This is a genomic window from Nocardioides pantholopis (assembly GCF_003710085.1).
In the GTDB taxonomy this organism is placed as follows: Bacteria; Actinomycetota; Actinomycetes; order Propionibacteriales; family Nocardioidaceae; genus Nocardioides; species Nocardioides pantholopis.
In genome coordinates this window covers 2,402,382-2,418,232 of sequence record NZ_CP033324.1, presented here as the reverse complement: position 1 = coordinate 2,418,232, position 15,851 = coordinate 2,402,382, and the positions used below count along the sequence as shown (strand labels likewise).

The window sequence follows — 15,851 nt, the reverse complement described above, 5'->3', positions numbered from 1 at the left end:
ATGAGCGACCTCGACGCCCTCACCAGCAGCGCCTACTCCCAAGCCCTCGAGGTCATCGCCTCGGTCGAGCCCCGGGTCGCCGAGGCCACCCGCCAGGAGCTGGCCGACCAGCGCGGATCGCTCAAGCTGATCGCGAGCGAGAACTACGCCTCGCCCGCCGTGCTGCTCACCATGGGCACCTGGCTCAGCGACAAGTACGCCGAGGGCACGGTCGGCCACCGGTTCTACGCCGGCTGCCAGAACATCGACACCGTCGAGGCGCTGGCGGCCGAGCACGCTCGCGAGCTGTTCGGCGCGGAGTACGCCTACGCCCAGCCGCACTCCGGCATCGACGCCAACCTGGTGGCGTTCTGGTCGATCCTGGCGCACCGGGTCGAGGGTCCCTGGCTGGAGAAGGCCGGCAGCAAGAACGTCAACGAGCTCACCGAGGCCGACTGGGAGAAGCTGCGCCACGAGCTCGGCAACCAGCGCCTGCTCGGCATGAGCCTGGACGCCGGCGGCCACCTCACCCACGGCTTCCGCCCCAACATCAGCGGCAAGATGTTCCACCAGCAGCAGTACGGCACCGACCCCGAGACCGGGCTGCTCGACTACGACGCGGTCGCCGCCAAGGCACGCGAGTTCAAGCCGCTGGTCCTGGTGGCCGGCTACTCCGCCTACCCGCGCCGGGTGAACTTCGCGAAGATGCGCGAGATCGCCGACGAGGTCGGCGCCACGCTGATGGTCGACATGGCGCACTTCGCCGGGCTGGTCGCCGGCAAGGTCTTCACCGGCGACGAGGACCCGGTCCCGCACGCGCACATCGTGACCACCACGACGCACAAGTCGCTGCGCGGCCCGCGCGGCGGCATGGTGCTGGCCACCGAGGAGTACGCCCCCAGCGTGGACCGCGGCTGCCCGATGGTGCTCGGCGGCCCGCTGGGCCACGTGATGGCCGCGAAGGCCGTCGCGCTCGCCGAGGCCCGCCAGCCCGCCTTCCAGACCTACGCCCAGCGGGTGGCCGACAACGCCCAGTCGCTGGCCGAGGGCTTCACCAAGCGCGGCGCCACGCTGGTCACCGGCGGCACCGACAACCACCTGGTGCTGCTCGACGTCTCCGGCTTCGGGCTCACCGGCCGCCAGGCCGAGTCCGCGCTGCTCGACGCCGGCGTCGTCACCAACCGCAACTCGGTGCCGGCCGACCCGAACGGCGCCTGGTACACCTCCGGCATCCGGCTGGGCACCCCCGCGCTCACGACCCGCGGCTTCGGCCACGACGAGTTCGACCGGACCGCGGAGCTGATCGTCGAGGTGCTGCGCAACACCGAGGCCGGCACCACCAAGGCCGGCGGCCCGTCCAAGGCGTCCTACGCCCTGGCCGACGGGGTGGCCGCGAAGGTCCGCGACGCCTCCGCCGAGATGCTCGACAAGCACCCGCTCTACCCGGGCCTCGACCTGGCCTGAGCCCGGGCCCGGCCGGCCTCAGCCGGTCGGCAGGGCCCGGTCCACGATCGCCCGCAGGTCCCCGCCGGCCAGCGCGCCGAACGTCCCGTCGTACGACGTGCCGAGCCGGGAGGCGCAGAAGACGTCCGCCACCTCGGCCGGGGCGAACCGGACCAGCAGCGAGCCCTGGAGGACCGCCGCCATCCGGCCGGCGAGCCGGCGGGCCTGCGCCTCGAGCTGGCCGGGCTCGCCGAGCAGCGAGCCCAGCATCGCCAGCACGTCGTCGACGGCCCGGTCCAGGCGGGCGTCGCCGCCGCGGGCCCGGCCCACCTCGGTGATCCAGGCGTCCAGGGCCGCGGGCTCGCGGCCCAGCGCGCGCAGCACGTCGAGGGCGTTGACGTTGCCGGACCCCTCCCAGACCGAGCTCAGCGGCGCCTCGCGGTAGAGCAGCGGCAGCCCGGACTCCTCCACGTAGCCGTTGCCGCCCAGGCACTCCAGCGCCTCGGCGACCATCGCGGGGGTGCGCTTGCAGATCCAGAACTTCGCCAGCGGCAGCGCGATCCGGCGCAACGCGGCCTCGTGCGGGTCCTCGGGCGCGTCCACGGCCGCGGCGAGCCGCATCGCCAGCGCGGTGGCGGCCTCGGTCTCGACGGCGAGGTCGGCGAGCACGTTCTGCATCAGCGGCTTGTCGAGGAGGAGACCGCCGAAGGCGGAGCGGTGCGCGGCGTGCCAGGACGCCTCCGAGGCCGCCCGGCGCATCAGCGAGGTCGAGCCGAGCACGCAGTCCAGCCGGGTCGCGGCGACCATCTCGATGATCGTGCGCACCCCCCGGCCCTCGTCGCCGAGTCGGAGCGCGAGGGTGCCGTCCAGCTCCAGCTCGCCGGAGGCGTTGGAGCGGTTGCCGAGCTTGTCCTTGAGCCGGACCACGTCGAGCTGGTTGCGGGCGCCGTCGGGGAGCACCCGCGGCACCACGAAGCAGGTGAGCCCGCCGTCCGCCTGGGCCAGCACCAGGAAGACGTCGTTCATCGGGGCGGAGGTGAACCACTTGTGGCCGTGCAGGGTGTACTCGCCCTCGGCCGAGGTCGGCCGCGCCGACGTCACGTTGGTGCGGACGTCGGAGCCGCCCTGCTTCTCGGTCATGCCCATCCCGGCGAGCGCCCCGACCTTCTCGCGCAGCGGCCGCAGGCCGGGGTCGTAGCGACGGGAGGCGAGCAGCGGGGTCCACTCCTTGGCGATCGCCTCGTCGGCGGCCAGGGCCGGCACCGCGGCGTACGTCATCGCGATCGGGCAGCCGTGCCCGGGCTCGGTCTGGGACCACGCCACGACGCCGGCGGCCCGGCGCAGGTGGGCGTGCGCGGCGCCGTCGGCCTGCTGCTCCCAGGGCGTCGCGGCCAGCCCGTGCCCGACGGCGCGCTCCATCAGCCAGTGCCAGGAGGGGTGGAACCGGACCTCGTCGACGCGCTGGCCGTAGCGGTCGTACGGCGTGAGCCGCGGCGGGAACTCGTTGGCGAGCAGCCCGTGCTCGCGGGCCTCGGCGGTCCCGGCGTCGGCGCCGAGGATCACCAGGTCGTCGAGGACCTCGGCCGACCCGTGCCGCAGCACGGCCTCGCTGAGCGCCCGGTCGGCGGTGACCACGTTGTGGCCGGCCAGCGGGGGTGCCTGGTTGGTGACGACCCGGCTCGCGGCGCGCGGCTGACGGGGCTCCATGTGACCTACGGTAGGGCCATGGCCGTGCAGACCCCCCAGGACGCGGCCGGGTCGGCGGGGCCGGCGGATCCGGGCCCCCTGGCCCGGGCTCGGGGGCGGCTCCTGGCATCGGGTCGGCGCCGCGGCCACACGCTGTGGCGCCTGGTGGTCGCCACCGTCGCGTCCTGCCTGCGCTACCGGGTCACCGGGCTGGCCGCCGAGGCGGCGTTCTTCGCGGTGCTCTCGGTGCCGCCGCTGATCTTCGCGATGACCGGCGCCGTCGGCTACGTCACCGACCGGTTCACCCCCGGCCAGGTCGAGGAGGTCCGGCAGGCGGTGCTGGACCTGTCCTCCCGGCTGCTCACCGACAGCGCGGTCGACCGGGTGATCGCGCCGACCATGGACGAGGTGCTGCGCGGCGGGCGCTTCGACGTGATCTCGCTGGGCTTCGTGCTCGCGCTGTGGTCGGGGTCGCGAGCCCTCAACGTCTTCGTCGACACGATCACGATCATGCACGGCCTCGGCGGGCACCGCGGGATCATCGCGACCCGGGCCCTCTCGTTCGTCCTCTACGTGCTGGCGCTGGTCACCGGCGTGGTGGCGGTGCCGCTGATCGTGGTGGGGCCGACCCTGGTCGCCCGGTGGCTGCCCGACGACCTCGGCTTCGTGCTCGGGTTCTACTGGCCGGTCGTGATCGCGGTCTGCATCTGCTTCCTGGCCACGCTCTACCACGTCTCGGTGCCGGCCCGAACGAGCTGGACCTTCAACCTGCCGGGCGCGACGTTCTCGCTGTTCGCCTGGGTCGCCGGCTCCTACCTGCTGCGCTGGGTGCTGACCGTGACCGCTGCGGACTCCCGCTCGATCTACGGCCCGCTGGCCGCGCCGATCGCGGTGCTGCTGTGGCTCTACCTGGTGGCGATCGCCGTGCTGATCGGGGCTGCCGTCAACGCCGCCTTCGACACAGTCTTCCCGCAGAAGGCGACCACCCGGGCCCGCCTGCAGCGGGGGCCGCGGCCGCGCCACGATGGGTCGAAGGGCCGGCCCTGAGCAGGTCCGCGCCCCCGGTCCACTAGATTCGCTTCGTGCCCGTCCTCCGCTCCGACTCCACACCGGCCGCGGGGCGCACGATGATCGCCCTGCCGGAGCGGGTCCGCTCGCCGTGGTGGGAGCTCGGCCGCCGGCTGCTGGCCGCGCTGGGCATCCTGGTCGGCACCACGCTGCTGGTCTGGTTCGACCGGGACGGCTATCGCGACGGCAACGACCCCACCAACACGATCAGCCTCATCGACGCGATCTACTACACGACCGTCACGCTCAGCACCACCGGCTACGGCGACATCGCGCCGGTCACCGACGGCGCGCGCCTGATCAACGCGTTCGTCATCACCCCCGCCCGCATCGCCTTCCTGGTCCTCCTGATCGGGACCACCCTCGAGGTTCTCGCCTCGCAGGGCCGGGAGATGTTCCGCGTCGCCCGATGGAGGAAGCACATGGGACACCACGTCGTCGTCATCGGCTACGGCACCAAGGGCCGTAGCGCCGTCGAGACCCTGGTCGGCAACGGCCTGAACCGGGAGGCGGTCGTGGTCGTCGACCCGAGCGCCACCGCGCTCCAGGACGCCCACGCCGACGGGCTGGCGGTCGTCACCGGCGACGCCACCCGCCGCGACGTACTGCGCCGCGCCGGGGTCGCCGAGGCCGACCAGGTCGTCATCACCACCGACAGCGACGCCGCGAACGTGCTGGCCACGCTGACCGTGCGCCAGCAGAACCCGGACGCCCGGATCGTCGCCTCGGTGCGGGAGCAGGAGAACGCGCCGCTGATGCGGCAGTCCGGCGCCAACTCGGTGATCACCTCCTCCGACGCGGTCGGGCGGCTGCTCGGCCTCTCCTCGCTCTCCCCGACCCTGGGCTCGGTGATGGAGGACCTGCTGACGTACGGCGAGGGGCTCGAGGTCGCCGAGCGCGAGCTGCTGGTCACCGAGGTCGGCAAGGCCCCGCAGTCGCTGCCCGACCAGGTGATCGCGGTGGTGCGCGACGAGAAGGTCTACCGCTACTTCGACCCGGTGGTCACACTGCTCGCCCGCGGCGACCGGCTGGTCGTCGTCCGCCCCGCCCGGGAGCTGCCGTGGGCGCCGCGGCCCGGGACCCACGACGAGGACTTCGCGACCGACGAGGACTGAGCTCGCCGCGGCCCGGCCGCCGGCCGGGGTGTCGAGCGGGCGCCCGTCGGGTAACGGGCCGGTCCCCGACGAGAGGAGCCCCCATGGCCTCGTACGACTCCGATCTCCAAGCCGCCGTCGACGCGACCTCCATCGCGAAGGCCTCCGGCGAGACCGACCTGGCGACCTACCTGCGTGCGCAGCTGGCCGATCGCGACATCGAGACCACCGACGATGCGTGGGTGGAGCGGATGGTCCAGGGCATCGAGAACGACCGCAACTTCATGATCGACAGCGAGCCCTCGGACTACGACTCCGGCAGCTGACGGTTTGGGCGGGCCCGTCCCCGGGCATGGAGGGGAACCTATCCGGCCCGAAGGAGTGCCCTGTGAACACTCGCACCATTGCCATTCTCGCCCTGGTCATCGCCGTCATCGTGGTCCTGATCCTGGTCCTCTGATCGTCGGCCGCACCGAACGGCACCCGAAGAACCCGCTGGCGACACCTCGCCAGCGGGTTCTTCGCCGTACGGCGGCTCCCGACCCGGGTGGCTGGCCGGCTCGACCCGGCACCACCGGCCAGGCGTTCGAACAGGTGTTCTATCGTGGGCGGATGCACGATCAGGTCACCGGCTCCCGCGGGCACGCCGTGCCGCGCCACGTCTGGGTCTGCCAGACCGGTCGCTGGCACGAGCGCTGCCCGGGGCTGATCCTGGAGTGGCGGCGCACCGCCGACCGGTGGGAGGCGCTGGTGGTGTGGGCGTCCGGTGGCGGGGTCCGCAGCTGGGAACTGGCCCACGGGTGGGTGCGTGCGGAGCACGTGCGGCCGCGGGACTGACGGGCCGGCTCAGGCCGCGACCTGGAGCAGGATCAGGGCGCCGCCGAGGTCGTTGATCAGCTCGTGCACCTCGTCGTAGGCGGCCCGCTCGCGGGGGTCGCCCGAGTTCCGCATCCGGTCCATCTCCAGCAGGGCGCGCGCCGCGTGCTGGCCCGCGTCGCGCAGGCAGCGGTCCATCCTCATCCTGAGCTCGTCCGACATGGTGGCCCTCCTGGCGCTCTCGCTCGGGCTATGAGTCAGGCACGCCCCGGCGCCGGGCGCGAGCGACGTACCGAACCCTTACCGGCCGGTGGGCGAGGCGTGGCCGCGACGTGGCGGAGTGCGGCCCGCGCGTGCCCGGGTCTTTACGTCCCGGGCACTACGGAGTGTCTGCCGATCGGCGCTGGCGCCTGATGGTGACGGGGGTCACTGGCGGAAAACGGGGGACCGGATACGAGCATGCGTCGGTTTCGGGGCATGCCTGTCCGGACCAAAGGAGCACGACGTGGCAACTCTGACCGTGTGGAAGTTCGACACCCCCGACGGCGCGCAGCGGGCCGAGGAGGCGCTCTCCAAGCTCCAGAAGCAGGAGCTCGTGCAGATCCTCGACGCGGCGACCGTCTCGTGGGAGGAGGGCAAGAAGAAGCCCAAGACCCGGCAGGCGACCAACATGCTGGCGAACGGCGTGCTCGGCGGCATGTTCTGGGGGCTGCTGTTCGGAGTCATCTTCTTCATTCCGCTGATCGGCCTCGTGGTCGGTGCCGCCGGCGGCGCCCTGGCCGGCTCGATGATTGATGTCGGCATCGACGACGACTTCATCGGCTCCGTGCGCGAGAAGGTCACCCCCGGCACCTCGGCGCTGTTCGTGCTCACCACCGGGGTCGTGCTCGACCGGGTCCACGAGTCGTTGCGCGAGCAGGGCATCCGCGGCGAGCTGATCGAGACCAACCTGAGCTCGGACCAGGAGGCGAACCTGCGCCGGATGCTCGAGGAGGAGGACTCGGCCGCCCCGGCCTGACCGGTCCGCGCTGCGAGGCGCCCGCACCGTCCCGCCCGGCCCGCCCAGGAGCCACGCGCTCCTGTCAGCCGGTCGGACCGACGGGGCGGGCGCTCGCCCGTGGCAGGGCTGCTCAGGGGCTGGGCCGCTCAGGGCGTGGCGGCCGGCTCGGCGTCCCGGTTCACGGCGCCGGGGGAGATGTCGCCGAGCAGCAGCACGACCGTCTGGTTGATCCGCTCGAGCTCACGGAGTACGGCGTCCTCGGGTCGCGTCGGCCGGCCGCTGGGGTCGTAGTCCCGGCTGGCCGGCAGGGAGTCGTGGACCGGGCCGGGCAGCTGGTCCGCGAGGGCCGCGGTCAGCGCGGTGAGGTTGTCGCTGGTGGCGCGCCGCAGCTGCCCCCAGTCCTCGCCGCCCGGGTCCACCCCGGCGGCGAGCGCGTGCTCGACGGCCTCGATCAGGCGGCGGGTGTAGTAGGTCAGTGACCACACGGCGGTGAGCCGGCCCTCGACCCCGCCGGCCTCCAGAGCCCCCGCCGCCCGGCGCAGCGGCGCCGAGGTCACCGTGAGCTGCCGGGCGGCCTGGTTGATCGCGAGCAGGCGTCGACGGATCGCCGCCGCCGAGACCGTGTCGTTGCCGCTGAGCCGCTCCAGGCCGGCCGTGATCACCACGCGCAGGTCGTCGAGCAGGCTGGTCAGGTCCTGGTTGAGCTTGGTCCGGGTGTGGGTGGGGAAGACCCACCAGGCGACCAGCAGTGCCACCACCGCGCCGAAGAGGGTCTCCAGGACCCGCAGCTCCAGCGCGACGGGGCTGAGCCGGCCGAGGGTCTCGTAGATCATCGCGAAGATCATCGTGACCCAGAACGTCGAGACCGCCGGCGACACCGGGCGGTAGTACGTCGAGGCGAAGACCGCCACGGCCAGCAGCGGCACCACGACCGCCGGCTCTGCGTCGGTGCCGATCGCGATCGCGAACCCGACGGCGGCGCCCACGACGGTTCCGGCGATCCGCTTGGCGCCCTTGACGAAGGTCTCCCCGTCGGTGCCGCCGAGGACCTGGTAGGCCGAGAGGGTGGCCCAGTACTGGTGGGTGGAGGAGACGGCCTCGCCCACCAGGAGCGCCGCCCCGGTGGCGGCGGCGGCCTGGACCGCCTGCTTGGTGTTGCCCGACAGGGACCTGGGCGCGGGGGTCTCCGGATCGGCCTGCGCCACTCCCTCGAGCTCCTCGATCTCCGCCAGGCTGCCGTCGTCCGCCGTCACGCCGGGGTCGGCGAGCGGCGGGGCGGCGGGATCGAGGCTGGCGGCCTCGGCCCGCTGCAGGGCGTCGGCAGCCAGGTAGACCTCGTCGGCGGCATGGTGCAGGGCGCGCGCCGCCAGCGGCCAGCCGGTGGGTGCCGGCTCGCTGCTCCACGGGGCGAGGGCCGAGGGTGTCGGCGTGGTGGGCCGGGCGTCGTCCTCGACCGGGCGCGCGGCGATCTCCTGCAGGTGGGCCTGCAGCAGCTCCAGGCGGCCCGCGAGCCGAGCCCGCAGCTCCAGCGAGATGGCGGTGCCCGTGACGTCGCGGACCGCGCCGGTGAGGTTCCCGGAGGTGAGCTCGAGGTCGAAGAGCCGCAGCCGCAGCACCGCGGCGCTCGCCGGGTCGATCCCGGTCGCAGCGGGCTCGCCGCTCAGCTGGCCGCCGATGAACGCCGCGGCGCCGTGCAGCTGGCGCAGGTCGGCCGAGACCCGCTTGCGGATGTCGGGATCCCAGCGGGCCCACGACACCGCGTCGATCAGCGGGTCCATCGAGTCCACGAGGCGCCGCCCGAGCCCGTCGATCCCGCCGCGCAGGACCCGACGGGGGCGGTCGGGCAGGACCAAGTGGTTCAGCACGTACGCCCACGCGACCCCGACCACGGCGGCCGCGATGTAGAACACCACGTCGGCGAGCTCCAGGCGCATGATCAGCGCGAAGTAGTACGCCATGAACGAGACCCGGCCCAGCGCGGCCCAGCGCGGGCCGAGCCGCCCCGCGCCGACCCCGACCAGCGCGATGACGACGAGCAGGACCCCGCTCCACAGGGCCGACCCGGAGGCGAGCGCACCGACGAGCACGACCGCCGACACCGGGAGCACGACCAGGACGCTCGTGACCTGGCGCCCGCGCACGGTCCGGTCGACCGCGACCCCGGCGCTGAGCATCGCGACGAAGCCGCCGAAGATCGCGGGGGGCAAGGCGGTCTCGTCCAGGGCGTCGAAGAGCGGGTGCAGGGTGACGACGGCAGCGACCGCCCCGAGGACCGCGCGTGCCGCCGAGCGGAGCCGGGCGTGGCCGGGGTCGACCAGGGAGAGGTGCTCGTCGAGGAAGGTCCGCAGCCGTCCGGCCCGGCTCCGTTCGGTGTCCGGCACCGGGTCTGTCGTGACGCTCACCGGCCCGGGGATCTCCTCGATGCTCTGCAGCGCGACGGCGTCGCGGGCCTCCAGGATCGAGACCGGGGTGTCGCTGACGATGACCGGCTGGTAGTCGAGGTCCGCGCTGGTGGCCAGCACGATCTGCTGGGCGCGGTAGGCGAACGGCAGCCAGGCGCTGTAGCGGCGGTGGGCATCGTCGAGATCCGAGAGCGGCTCCAGCCCGGCGAGCCCGGCCATCTCACGCTCGAGCTGGACGAAGCGCGCCACCCAGGAGTCCTCCCGAGCGCGGCGCTCGTCCTTGGCGAGCCGCGCGAAGACCTCGGGGGTGACGACCTCGGGCACCGCGACGCTGCGCCAGCGCAGCTGCGTGTGCAGGTAGTCGCCGAACTCCAGGAACTGGAAGGTGAGGCCGACCAGCGCGGGCTGGGTCGTGGCGGGATGCCCGGTGGGCAGCCCCCAGCGCAGCGCGCCGAGCGTCCCGCCGGTCATCCGCAGCGCGTACGGGAGCGCGAACTGGTCCCGCCCGCTCTGGAAGTAGTACGCGGCGTGGTGCAGGCGGAGCCCGTCGGTGTAGGAGGCGAACGAGTCGGCGATGCCGTCGACGTGGCCGTCGAGGCCGTTCGGCTCACCCTGCTGGAAGTACGGCGCGAGGCTGGCCACGGGGGAGCCGGCGCCGCGCTCGGCGCTGAAGAAGTGCCGACACAGCGAGTGCAGGCTCCCGATCACGTCGTACACGCCGAGCAGGAAGGTGAGGATCAGCGACACCAGGATCACGCCGGTGAGGGTCTCGGCGATGCTGAGGAAGCGCAGCAGGTCGGTCTCGGCGGTGAGCACCGAGCCGCCGACCGTGGACAGCTGGGCGGCGCTGAAGTACATCGCGTCGAAGAAGTCCCGCTCCGCGCCGGTGCCGCTGACCGAGAACGAGGTCGGCGACATCAGGCCCCGGTAGATCAGCCCGTAGCCGAGGATGACGCCGAAGAGCCAGACGGCCACGATCACGATGATCTGCAGGCCGGTGACCTGGCGCAGCGCCACCGGCCGCCAGCGCCGGGGCAGCCGGCGGGTGACGCGGCGCACCGTGTGCCACTGCAGGCGGGCGACCGGACCGGCGAGGAAGCCGGCCTCGTCGTAGTTCAGCGCGGTGAGGAACACGTCCAGCAAGGTGGCGAGAAGGACGACGATCCCGAGGACCAGCCAGACGGAGTCCATCCCTCAACCTGACCACGGGGTGAGAAGCACGTCGCTTGTCTCGTTTCCGGCCTCAGGCCTGGGCGCCCCAGCGGTAGCCGGCGAACGCCAGCGCGATGCAGACCGCCAGCACCCCGAATCCGTAGGCGAACGCCATGCCGTACTTCTGCTCCCGGACCAGGTGCACCGCCTCGTAGCTGGCGGTGCTGAAGGTCGTGTAGCCGCCCAGGAAGCCGGTGCCGAGGATGGCGCTGGTCTCGGTGGAGGCGAGGTCGCCGGCGACCAGGCCGGTGAGGATGCCGAGCAGCAGCGAGCCGGACATGTTGATCAGCGCGGTCGGCCACGGGAAGGCGGAGCTCACCCGGGAGCGGATCAGGCCGTCGACGACGAAGCGGGTGCCGGCGCCGAGCCCGCCGGCACCGACCAGGAGGAGGAATTCGGGGACGCTCACGCGGTGCCTCCCGCGTCCTGCCGGGCGGCGTGCAGCCGCGCGGCGGCCACGATCCCGGCGAACGTCGCGAGCCCGCCGACCAGCACCGTGCCGAGCACGTAGAGCGCACCGACGCCGAACCGGGAGTCGTCGAGGAGGACGGCGGTGTCGGTGGCCAGCGAGCTGTACGTCGTGAGGCCGCCGCAGAACCCGGTGCCGATCAGCAGCTTGAGCCGGGAGGTCGTGGTCTCGCCGGGCGCGAGCCGGGTCAGCGCCTCGTAGAGGTAGCCGAGTGCGAACGCACCGAGGACGTTGACCACCGGGACGACCACGGGCACCCCGTCGAGGTTCGGGATCCACAGGGAGAGTCCCTCACGGGCACCGACGCCGACCACTCCACCGAGGAGGACCAGGGCGATCGACGAAGTGCGCAGATAGCTCGGCCGGGTCACCTCTCGACCATAGGCCCCGGCCGCCCGCACCCCGGTCCGCCGTTTCGGGGGATGGGTGCGCCGTCGGACGCGGCTAGCGTGCTGGATGACGCCGCCGGTGCCTCCGGCGTGCGTGCACCGCTCTCTCGGCCACTGTCTCGGAAGCACTGTCTCGGAAGGTCGTCGCCGCCATGGATCTCACTCCCCGCGAAATCGACAAGCTGTTCATCTACCAGGTGGCCGACCTGGCCCGCCGCCGTCGTGACCGCGGCACGAAGCTCAACGTCAGCGAGGCGCAGGCGCTGATCGCGGAGGCGATCATCGAGGCTGCTCGCGACGGCAAGTCCGTCGCGGAGTGCATGGAGCTGGGCAAGCAGGTGGTCTCGGAGGCCGACTGCATGCCCGGGGTGCGCGAGCGCCTCGCGCTCCTCCAGGTGGAGGCGACGTTCGTCGACGGAAGCAAGCTGGTCTCCTGCCACGATCCCGTGGCGGCCTAGCCATGACGCCAGCCGAGCGCGAGTCCGTTCGACTGGTGCTCGTCGGCGGTCACGAGAGCGCGGGGACCGCTGACCTGGAGTCGCTCGCGGACGCGCTGCCGGGTGCGATCCTGACCCGTCCCGGGCGTCCGCTGCACAACCGGGTCAGCACGCTCCTCGCCGACCACGCCGACCACGACACGACAGTGGCCGTGCTTCCGGTGACCTGGGGCCGCGACCCGGTGCTGGTGGCCGACACGGCCAAGACGTTGAGCTGGCTGCGAGCCGGCTCCGGCCCCGGGCGGCTGGTGCTGTGCGATGCCCTGGGGGCGATCGACCACCTGGTCGCACTGGTGCGGCGGGCGGCGACCGAGACCGTGAAGCGCCGCCCCGGCGCCGCACTGGTGCTGGCCGCCCCGTCCGCGGGGCCCTTCGACGACGCCGAGCTGCACCGGGTGGCGCACCTGGTCCGGGCCCACGGCACCGGCACCGAGGTCGAGGTCGCATGCGGGTCCGACGAGGCGGCCCTGCGCCGCGCCGTACGCCGGGCCCGGCTGCTGGGGGCCGAGGAGGTCGTCGTGGTGCCGGCCGGATTCGCCCGCACCTGCCCGGCCCTCGACGCTGCGGCCGACCCGATGCTCGCCGACCCGGTGCTCGCCGGCACGGTGTTCTACGGCCCGCTGCTCTCCGAGCAGGCGACGCTGCGGATCGTCGGCCAGCGCCTGGCCGACGCCCGGCACCGGCTCGGGCACGGGGACGACGGCATCGACGCCGGCCTGCTCGCCGACCACGGGCACGGCTACGCCCACTCCCACGCCGTGGAGGGGCACCCCCACTCCCATGCCCATCCCCACTCGCACCCCCCGGTGGCGCGCCAGCCCGACCCGGTGCGCTGAGCCGACCCGAACCCCCGAGCTCCATCCAACCCAGGACGTGGAGGAAGAACCGATGCTAGGTAGCCCCCAGTACCACCACAACGACGACGAGATCGAGATCAACGCCGGTCGACCGACGGTGACCCTCGCCGTGACCAACACCGGCGACCGTGGCGTGCAGATCGGCTCGCACTTCCACTTCTTCGAGGTCAACCGGGCGCTGCTCTTCGATCGCGAGCAGGCCTACGGCATGCACCTCGACATCCCCGCCGGCACCGGGGTGCGCATCGAGCCGGGGGACACCCGGGAGGTGACGCTGACGGCGTACGCCGGATCGCGGCGGGTGATCGGGTTCAACCGCCTGGTCGACGGCGGCCTCGACGCCCACCAGACCCGCGCCGACGCGATGGTGCGGATGGCCGAGGGCGGATTCAAGAACGGGCGTCCGGACGCCACGAGCAGCGGGTCGGCCCAGAAGTCGTCGGCCCAGAAGAAGGGGAAGAACTGATGGCCGTCATCTCGCGCAAGCAGTACACCGACCTGTTCGGCCCGACCGTCGGCGACCGGGTGCACCTGGCCGACACCAACCTCGTGATCGAGATCGAGAAGGACTTCAGCGAGGGGAGCTACGGCGATGAGGTCGTCTACGGCGGCGGCAAGACCGCCCGCGACGGCATGGCGGCGGACCCGCAGACCACCAGCGCCCGGGGCGGCCTGGACCTCGTGATCACGAACGCGATCGTCCTGGACCCGATCCTCGGGGTGGTCAAGGGCGACATCGGGGTCAAGGACGGCAAGATCGCCGGAGTCGGGAAATCCGGGAACCCGCACCTGCAGAAGGGCGTCGACCCGCGGCTCGTGGTCGGCACGGTCACCGAGATCATCGCGGGCGAGCACCTGATCGCCACCGCCGGCGCGATCGACAGCCACGTCCACTACATCTCCCCGCAGCAGGCGGTCGCGGCCCTGTCCAACGGCATCACCACGCTCTTCGGCGGCGGCACCGGGCCGACCGACGCCACCAACGGCGTCACCACCACCCCGGGCGTGTGGTACCTGCACCGGATGCTCCAGGCGGCCGAGGACGTGCCGGTGAACATGGGCTTCCACGGCAAGGGCAACGGCTCGCTGCCGGACGCCCTCAGGGAGCAGCTCGAGGCCGGCGCCTCGTCGCTGAAGGTCCACGAGGACTTCGGCTCGACCCCGGCCGCCATCGACACCGCCCTGTCGGTGGCCGACGAGTACGACATCCAGGTCTCGATCCACACCGACAGCCTCAACGAGTCCGGGTTCGTCGAGGACACCATGTCGGCCATCGACGGCCGGACCATCCACACCTACCACACCGAGGGTGCGGGCGGCGGGCACGCGCCGGACATCATGAAGGCGGCCAGCTACCCCAACGTGCTGCCGTCCTCGACCAACCCGACGCTGCCGTACACCGTGAACTCCGTCGACGAGCTGCTCGACATGGTCATGGTCTGCCACCACCTCTCCCACGACATCCCCGAGGACGTGGCGTTCGCGGACTCCCGGGTGCGCGCCGAGACGATCTCCGCGGAGACCGTGCTCCACGACGAGGGCGTGCTCTCGATGTTCTCCTCCGACTCCCAGGCGATGGGTCGGATCGGGGAGTCGGTGACCCGCGCGTTCCAGACCGCGCACCACAACAAGGACAAGCGCGGAAAGCTGCCCGAGGACGCCGAGGAGAACGACAACTTCCGGGTGCTGCGCTACCTGGCCAAGGTGACCATCAACCCGGCCATCGCTCAGGGTGTCTCGGACTACATCGGGTCCCTGGAGGCCGGCAAGATCGCCGACATCGTGCTCTGGCCGGTGAGCGGCTTCGCCGCCAAGCCCAAGATGGTGATCAAGGGCGGGCTGATCAACTGGGCGCTGATGGGCGACCCGAACGCCTCCCTGCCCACCCCGCAGCCGGTCACGTTCCGACCGATGTTCGGCAACTACGGGCGCGCCCAGCAGCAGACCCGGGTGACGTTCATGTCGCAGGCGGCCATCGACGCCGGCGTCCCGGAGAAGCTGGGCCTGGAGAGCCAGGTGCTCCCGGTGCGTCGCTGCCGCGGGATCGGCAAGGAGCACATGGTGCGCAACGACCGCACGCCGCTGATCGACGTGGACCCGGAGACCTACAAGGTCACCTACGACGGGAAGCCCGCGCACATCGAGCCCGCGCAGTCGCTGCCGCTGACCCAGCTGTTCTTCCTGGCCTGAGGAGCGCCGTGACCTTCCCCGCGACCACGCCCCTGGGGGCCACCGCAGGTGTCGACCTGGCCGGTCTGCTGGTCAGCCTGCAGCTCTCGGACTCGGCGTTCCCGAGCGGCTTCTACACGATGTCGCACGGGCTGGAGGGGTTCAGCCAGGCCCGGCTGGTGGAGCGGGACGGCGTCGAGGACCTGCTGCGCGGGCTGCTGCTGCACTCGGTCGGGCCCGGCGACGCCACCGGGCTCGCCCGGGCCCACGAGGCGGCCGCGGCCGGCGACTGGGACCGGGTGCGCCTGGTGGACCAGCTGCTGTTCGCCTCCAAGCTGAACGCCGAGATGCGGCGGGCCTCGGTCCGCAGCGGGCACCAGCTCACCGACATCACCCGGGAGTCGATCGGCGGTCCGGCGCTGGATGAGTGGGCCCGGTCGGTGGCGGCCAAGGAGACACCGGGCTGCCAGCCCGTCGCCACCGCGGTGGCCTACGTCGCGGCCGGCGTCGGCACCGAGCAGGCGGTGGCCTCGGACCTGTCGGCGTTCTCGGCCAGCTTCCTCGGTGCGGCCCTGCGGCTGCGGCTGACCGACCACCGGCACCTCCAGGTGATGCTGCACGCGCTCGGGCCGACCATCGCGCAGGCGGCGGACCAGGCGACCCGCCGCGGGCTGGAGGACCTGGGGGGCTGCGTCCCGATGGCGGACGTGATGTCGGCCCAGCACGAACGCGCGGAGGCGCGGCTCTTCGCGAGCTGAGGGGCCGACGCG

At 72.7% G+C, this 15,851-nt stretch carries 16 protein-coding genes; 11 read left to right on the top strand and 5 right to left on the bottom strand.

Annotated elements, in window-relative coordinates; all coding sequences use genetic code 11:
- Window positions 1-1,443, top strand: coding sequence for a glycine hydroxymethyltransferase (locus tag EBO35_RS11600; RefSeq protein ID WP_122817848.1), 1,443 nt, complete (start codon window positions 1-3; stop codon window positions 1,441-1,443).
- Window positions 1,444-1,461: 18 nt separating this feature from the next.
- Here EBO35_RS11600 and EBO35_RS11595 read toward each other — a convergent pair whose 3' ends face one another.
- The gene (locus tag EBO35_RS11595; protein WP_122817847.1) at window positions 1,462-3,129 is read right to left on the bottom strand and encodes an acyl-CoA dehydrogenase family protein; all 1,668 of its coding nucleotides are present in this window, start codon (window positions 3,127-3,129) and stop codon (window positions 1,462-1,464) included.
- An 18-nt stretch (window positions 3,130-3,147) separates the two neighbouring features.
- On the opposite strand from EBO35_RS11595, the gene EBO35_RS11590 reads away from it, so the two are divergent.
- The 4 genes from EBO35_RS11590 (at window position 3,148) to EBO35_RS11575 (ending at window position 6,107) form a co-directional block, all read left to right on the top strand.
- A complete protein-coding gene (locus EBO35_RS11590) occupies window positions 3,148-4,155 on the top strand; it encodes a YihY/virulence factor BrkB family protein (RefSeq protein WP_122817846.1) in 1,008 nt (335 codons plus the stop codon).
- 80 nt (window positions 4,156-4,235) lie between these two features.
- A complete protein-coding gene (locus tag EBO35_RS11585; RefSeq protein WP_122819679.1) occupies window positions 4,236-5,291 on the top strand; it encodes a potassium channel family protein in 1,056 nt (351 codons plus the stop codon).
- Between the two features lie 83 nt (window positions 5,292-5,374).
- On the top strand, window positions 5,375-5,596 hold the full coding sequence (locus EBO35_RS11580) for a hypothetical protein (RefSeq protein WP_122817845.1): 222 nt from the start codon (window positions 5,375-5,377) through the stop codon (window positions 5,594-5,596).
- 286 nt (window positions 5,597-5,882) lie between these two features.
- Window positions 5,883-6,107 (top strand): hypothetical protein, encoded by a 225-nt coding sequence (locus EBO35_RS11575; RefSeq protein ID WP_122817844.1) that lies wholly within the window; start codon window positions 5,883-5,885, stop codon window positions 6,105-6,107.
- A gap of 9 nt (window positions 6,108-6,116) precedes the next feature.
- On the opposite strand, the gene EBO35_RS19480 is transcribed toward EBO35_RS11575, so the two are convergent.
- A complete protein-coding gene (locus tag EBO35_RS19480) occupies window positions 6,117-6,290 on the bottom strand; it encodes a hypothetical protein (protein WP_164477935.1) in 174 nt (57 codons plus the stop codon).
- Between the two features lie 301 nt (window positions 6,291-6,591).
- Here EBO35_RS19480 and EBO35_RS11570 point away from each other — a divergent pair, with 301 nt between their 5' ends.
- A complete protein-coding gene (locus tag EBO35_RS11570; RefSeq protein WP_122817843.1) occupies window positions 6,592-7,104 on the top strand; it encodes a DUF1269 domain-containing protein in 513 nt (170 codons plus the stop codon).
- Window positions 7,105-7,232: 128 nt separating this feature from the next.
- Here EBO35_RS11570 and EBO35_RS11565 read toward each other — a convergent pair whose 3' ends face one another.
- From EBO35_RS11565 to EBO35_RS11555, 3 genes are read right to left on the bottom strand one after another with little or no spacing between them, the layout of a single operon-like run.
- Window positions 7,233-10,679: an FUSC family protein gene (locus tag EBO35_RS11565; RefSeq protein ID WP_122817842.1), complete on the bottom strand. Its 3,447-nt coding sequence runs from the start codon at window positions 10,677-10,679 to the stop codon at window positions 7,233-7,235.
- Window positions 10,680-10,731: 52 nt separating this feature from the next.
- On the bottom strand, window positions 10,732-11,109 hold the full coding sequence (locus EBO35_RS11560; protein ID WP_122817841.1) for a fluoride efflux transporter FluC: 378 nt from the start codon (window positions 11,107-11,109) through the stop codon (window positions 10,732-10,734).
- Complete coding sequence (locus tag EBO35_RS11555; protein WP_206422545.1) at window positions 11,106-11,540, bottom strand: fluoride efflux transporter FluC; 435 nt, start codon at window positions 11,538-11,540, stop codon at window positions 11,106-11,108. Before EBO35_RS11555 ends, EBO35_RS11560 begins: the two co-directional genes overlap by 4 nt.
- 170 nt (window positions 11,541-11,710) lie before the next feature.
- On the opposite strand from EBO35_RS11555, the gene EBO35_RS11550 reads away from it, so the two are divergent.
- The 5 genes from EBO35_RS11550 to EBO35_RS11530 are packed head-to-tail and all read left to right on the top strand — an operon-like array spanning window position 11,711 to window position 15,839.
- On the top strand, window positions 11,711-12,016 hold the full coding sequence (locus EBO35_RS11550; protein WP_122817840.1) for an urease subunit gamma: 306 nt from the start codon (window positions 11,711-11,713) through the stop codon (window positions 12,014-12,016).
- A gap of 2 nt (window positions 12,017-12,018) precedes the next feature.
- Window positions 12,019-12,891, top strand: coding sequence for a cobalamin biosynthesis protein CbiX (locus EBO35_RS11545; RefSeq protein WP_122817839.1), 873 nt, complete (start codon window positions 12,019-12,021; stop codon window positions 12,889-12,891).
- A 52-nt stretch (window positions 12,892-12,943) separates the two neighbouring features.
- Window positions 12,944-13,378, top strand: a complete 435-nt coding sequence (locus EBO35_RS11540; protein ID WP_122817838.1) for an urease subunit beta — start codon at window positions 12,944-12,946, stop codon at window positions 13,376-13,378.
- Window positions 13,378-15,102, top strand: coding sequence for an urease subunit alpha (gene ureC, locus EBO35_RS11535; RefSeq protein WP_122817837.1), 1,725 nt, complete (start codon window positions 13,378-13,380; stop codon window positions 15,100-15,102). Before EBO35_RS11540 ends, ureC begins: the two co-directional genes overlap by 1 nt.
- Window positions 15,103-15,110: 8 nt before the next feature.
- Window positions 15,111-15,839 carry an urease accessory protein UreF gene (locus tag EBO35_RS11530; RefSeq protein WP_206422544.1) on the top strand — a complete coding sequence of 243 codons (729 nt, stop codon included), beginning with the start codon at window positions 15,111-15,113 and terminating at the stop codon, window positions 15,837-15,839.
- Window positions 15,840-15,851: the final 12 nt, after the last annotated feature.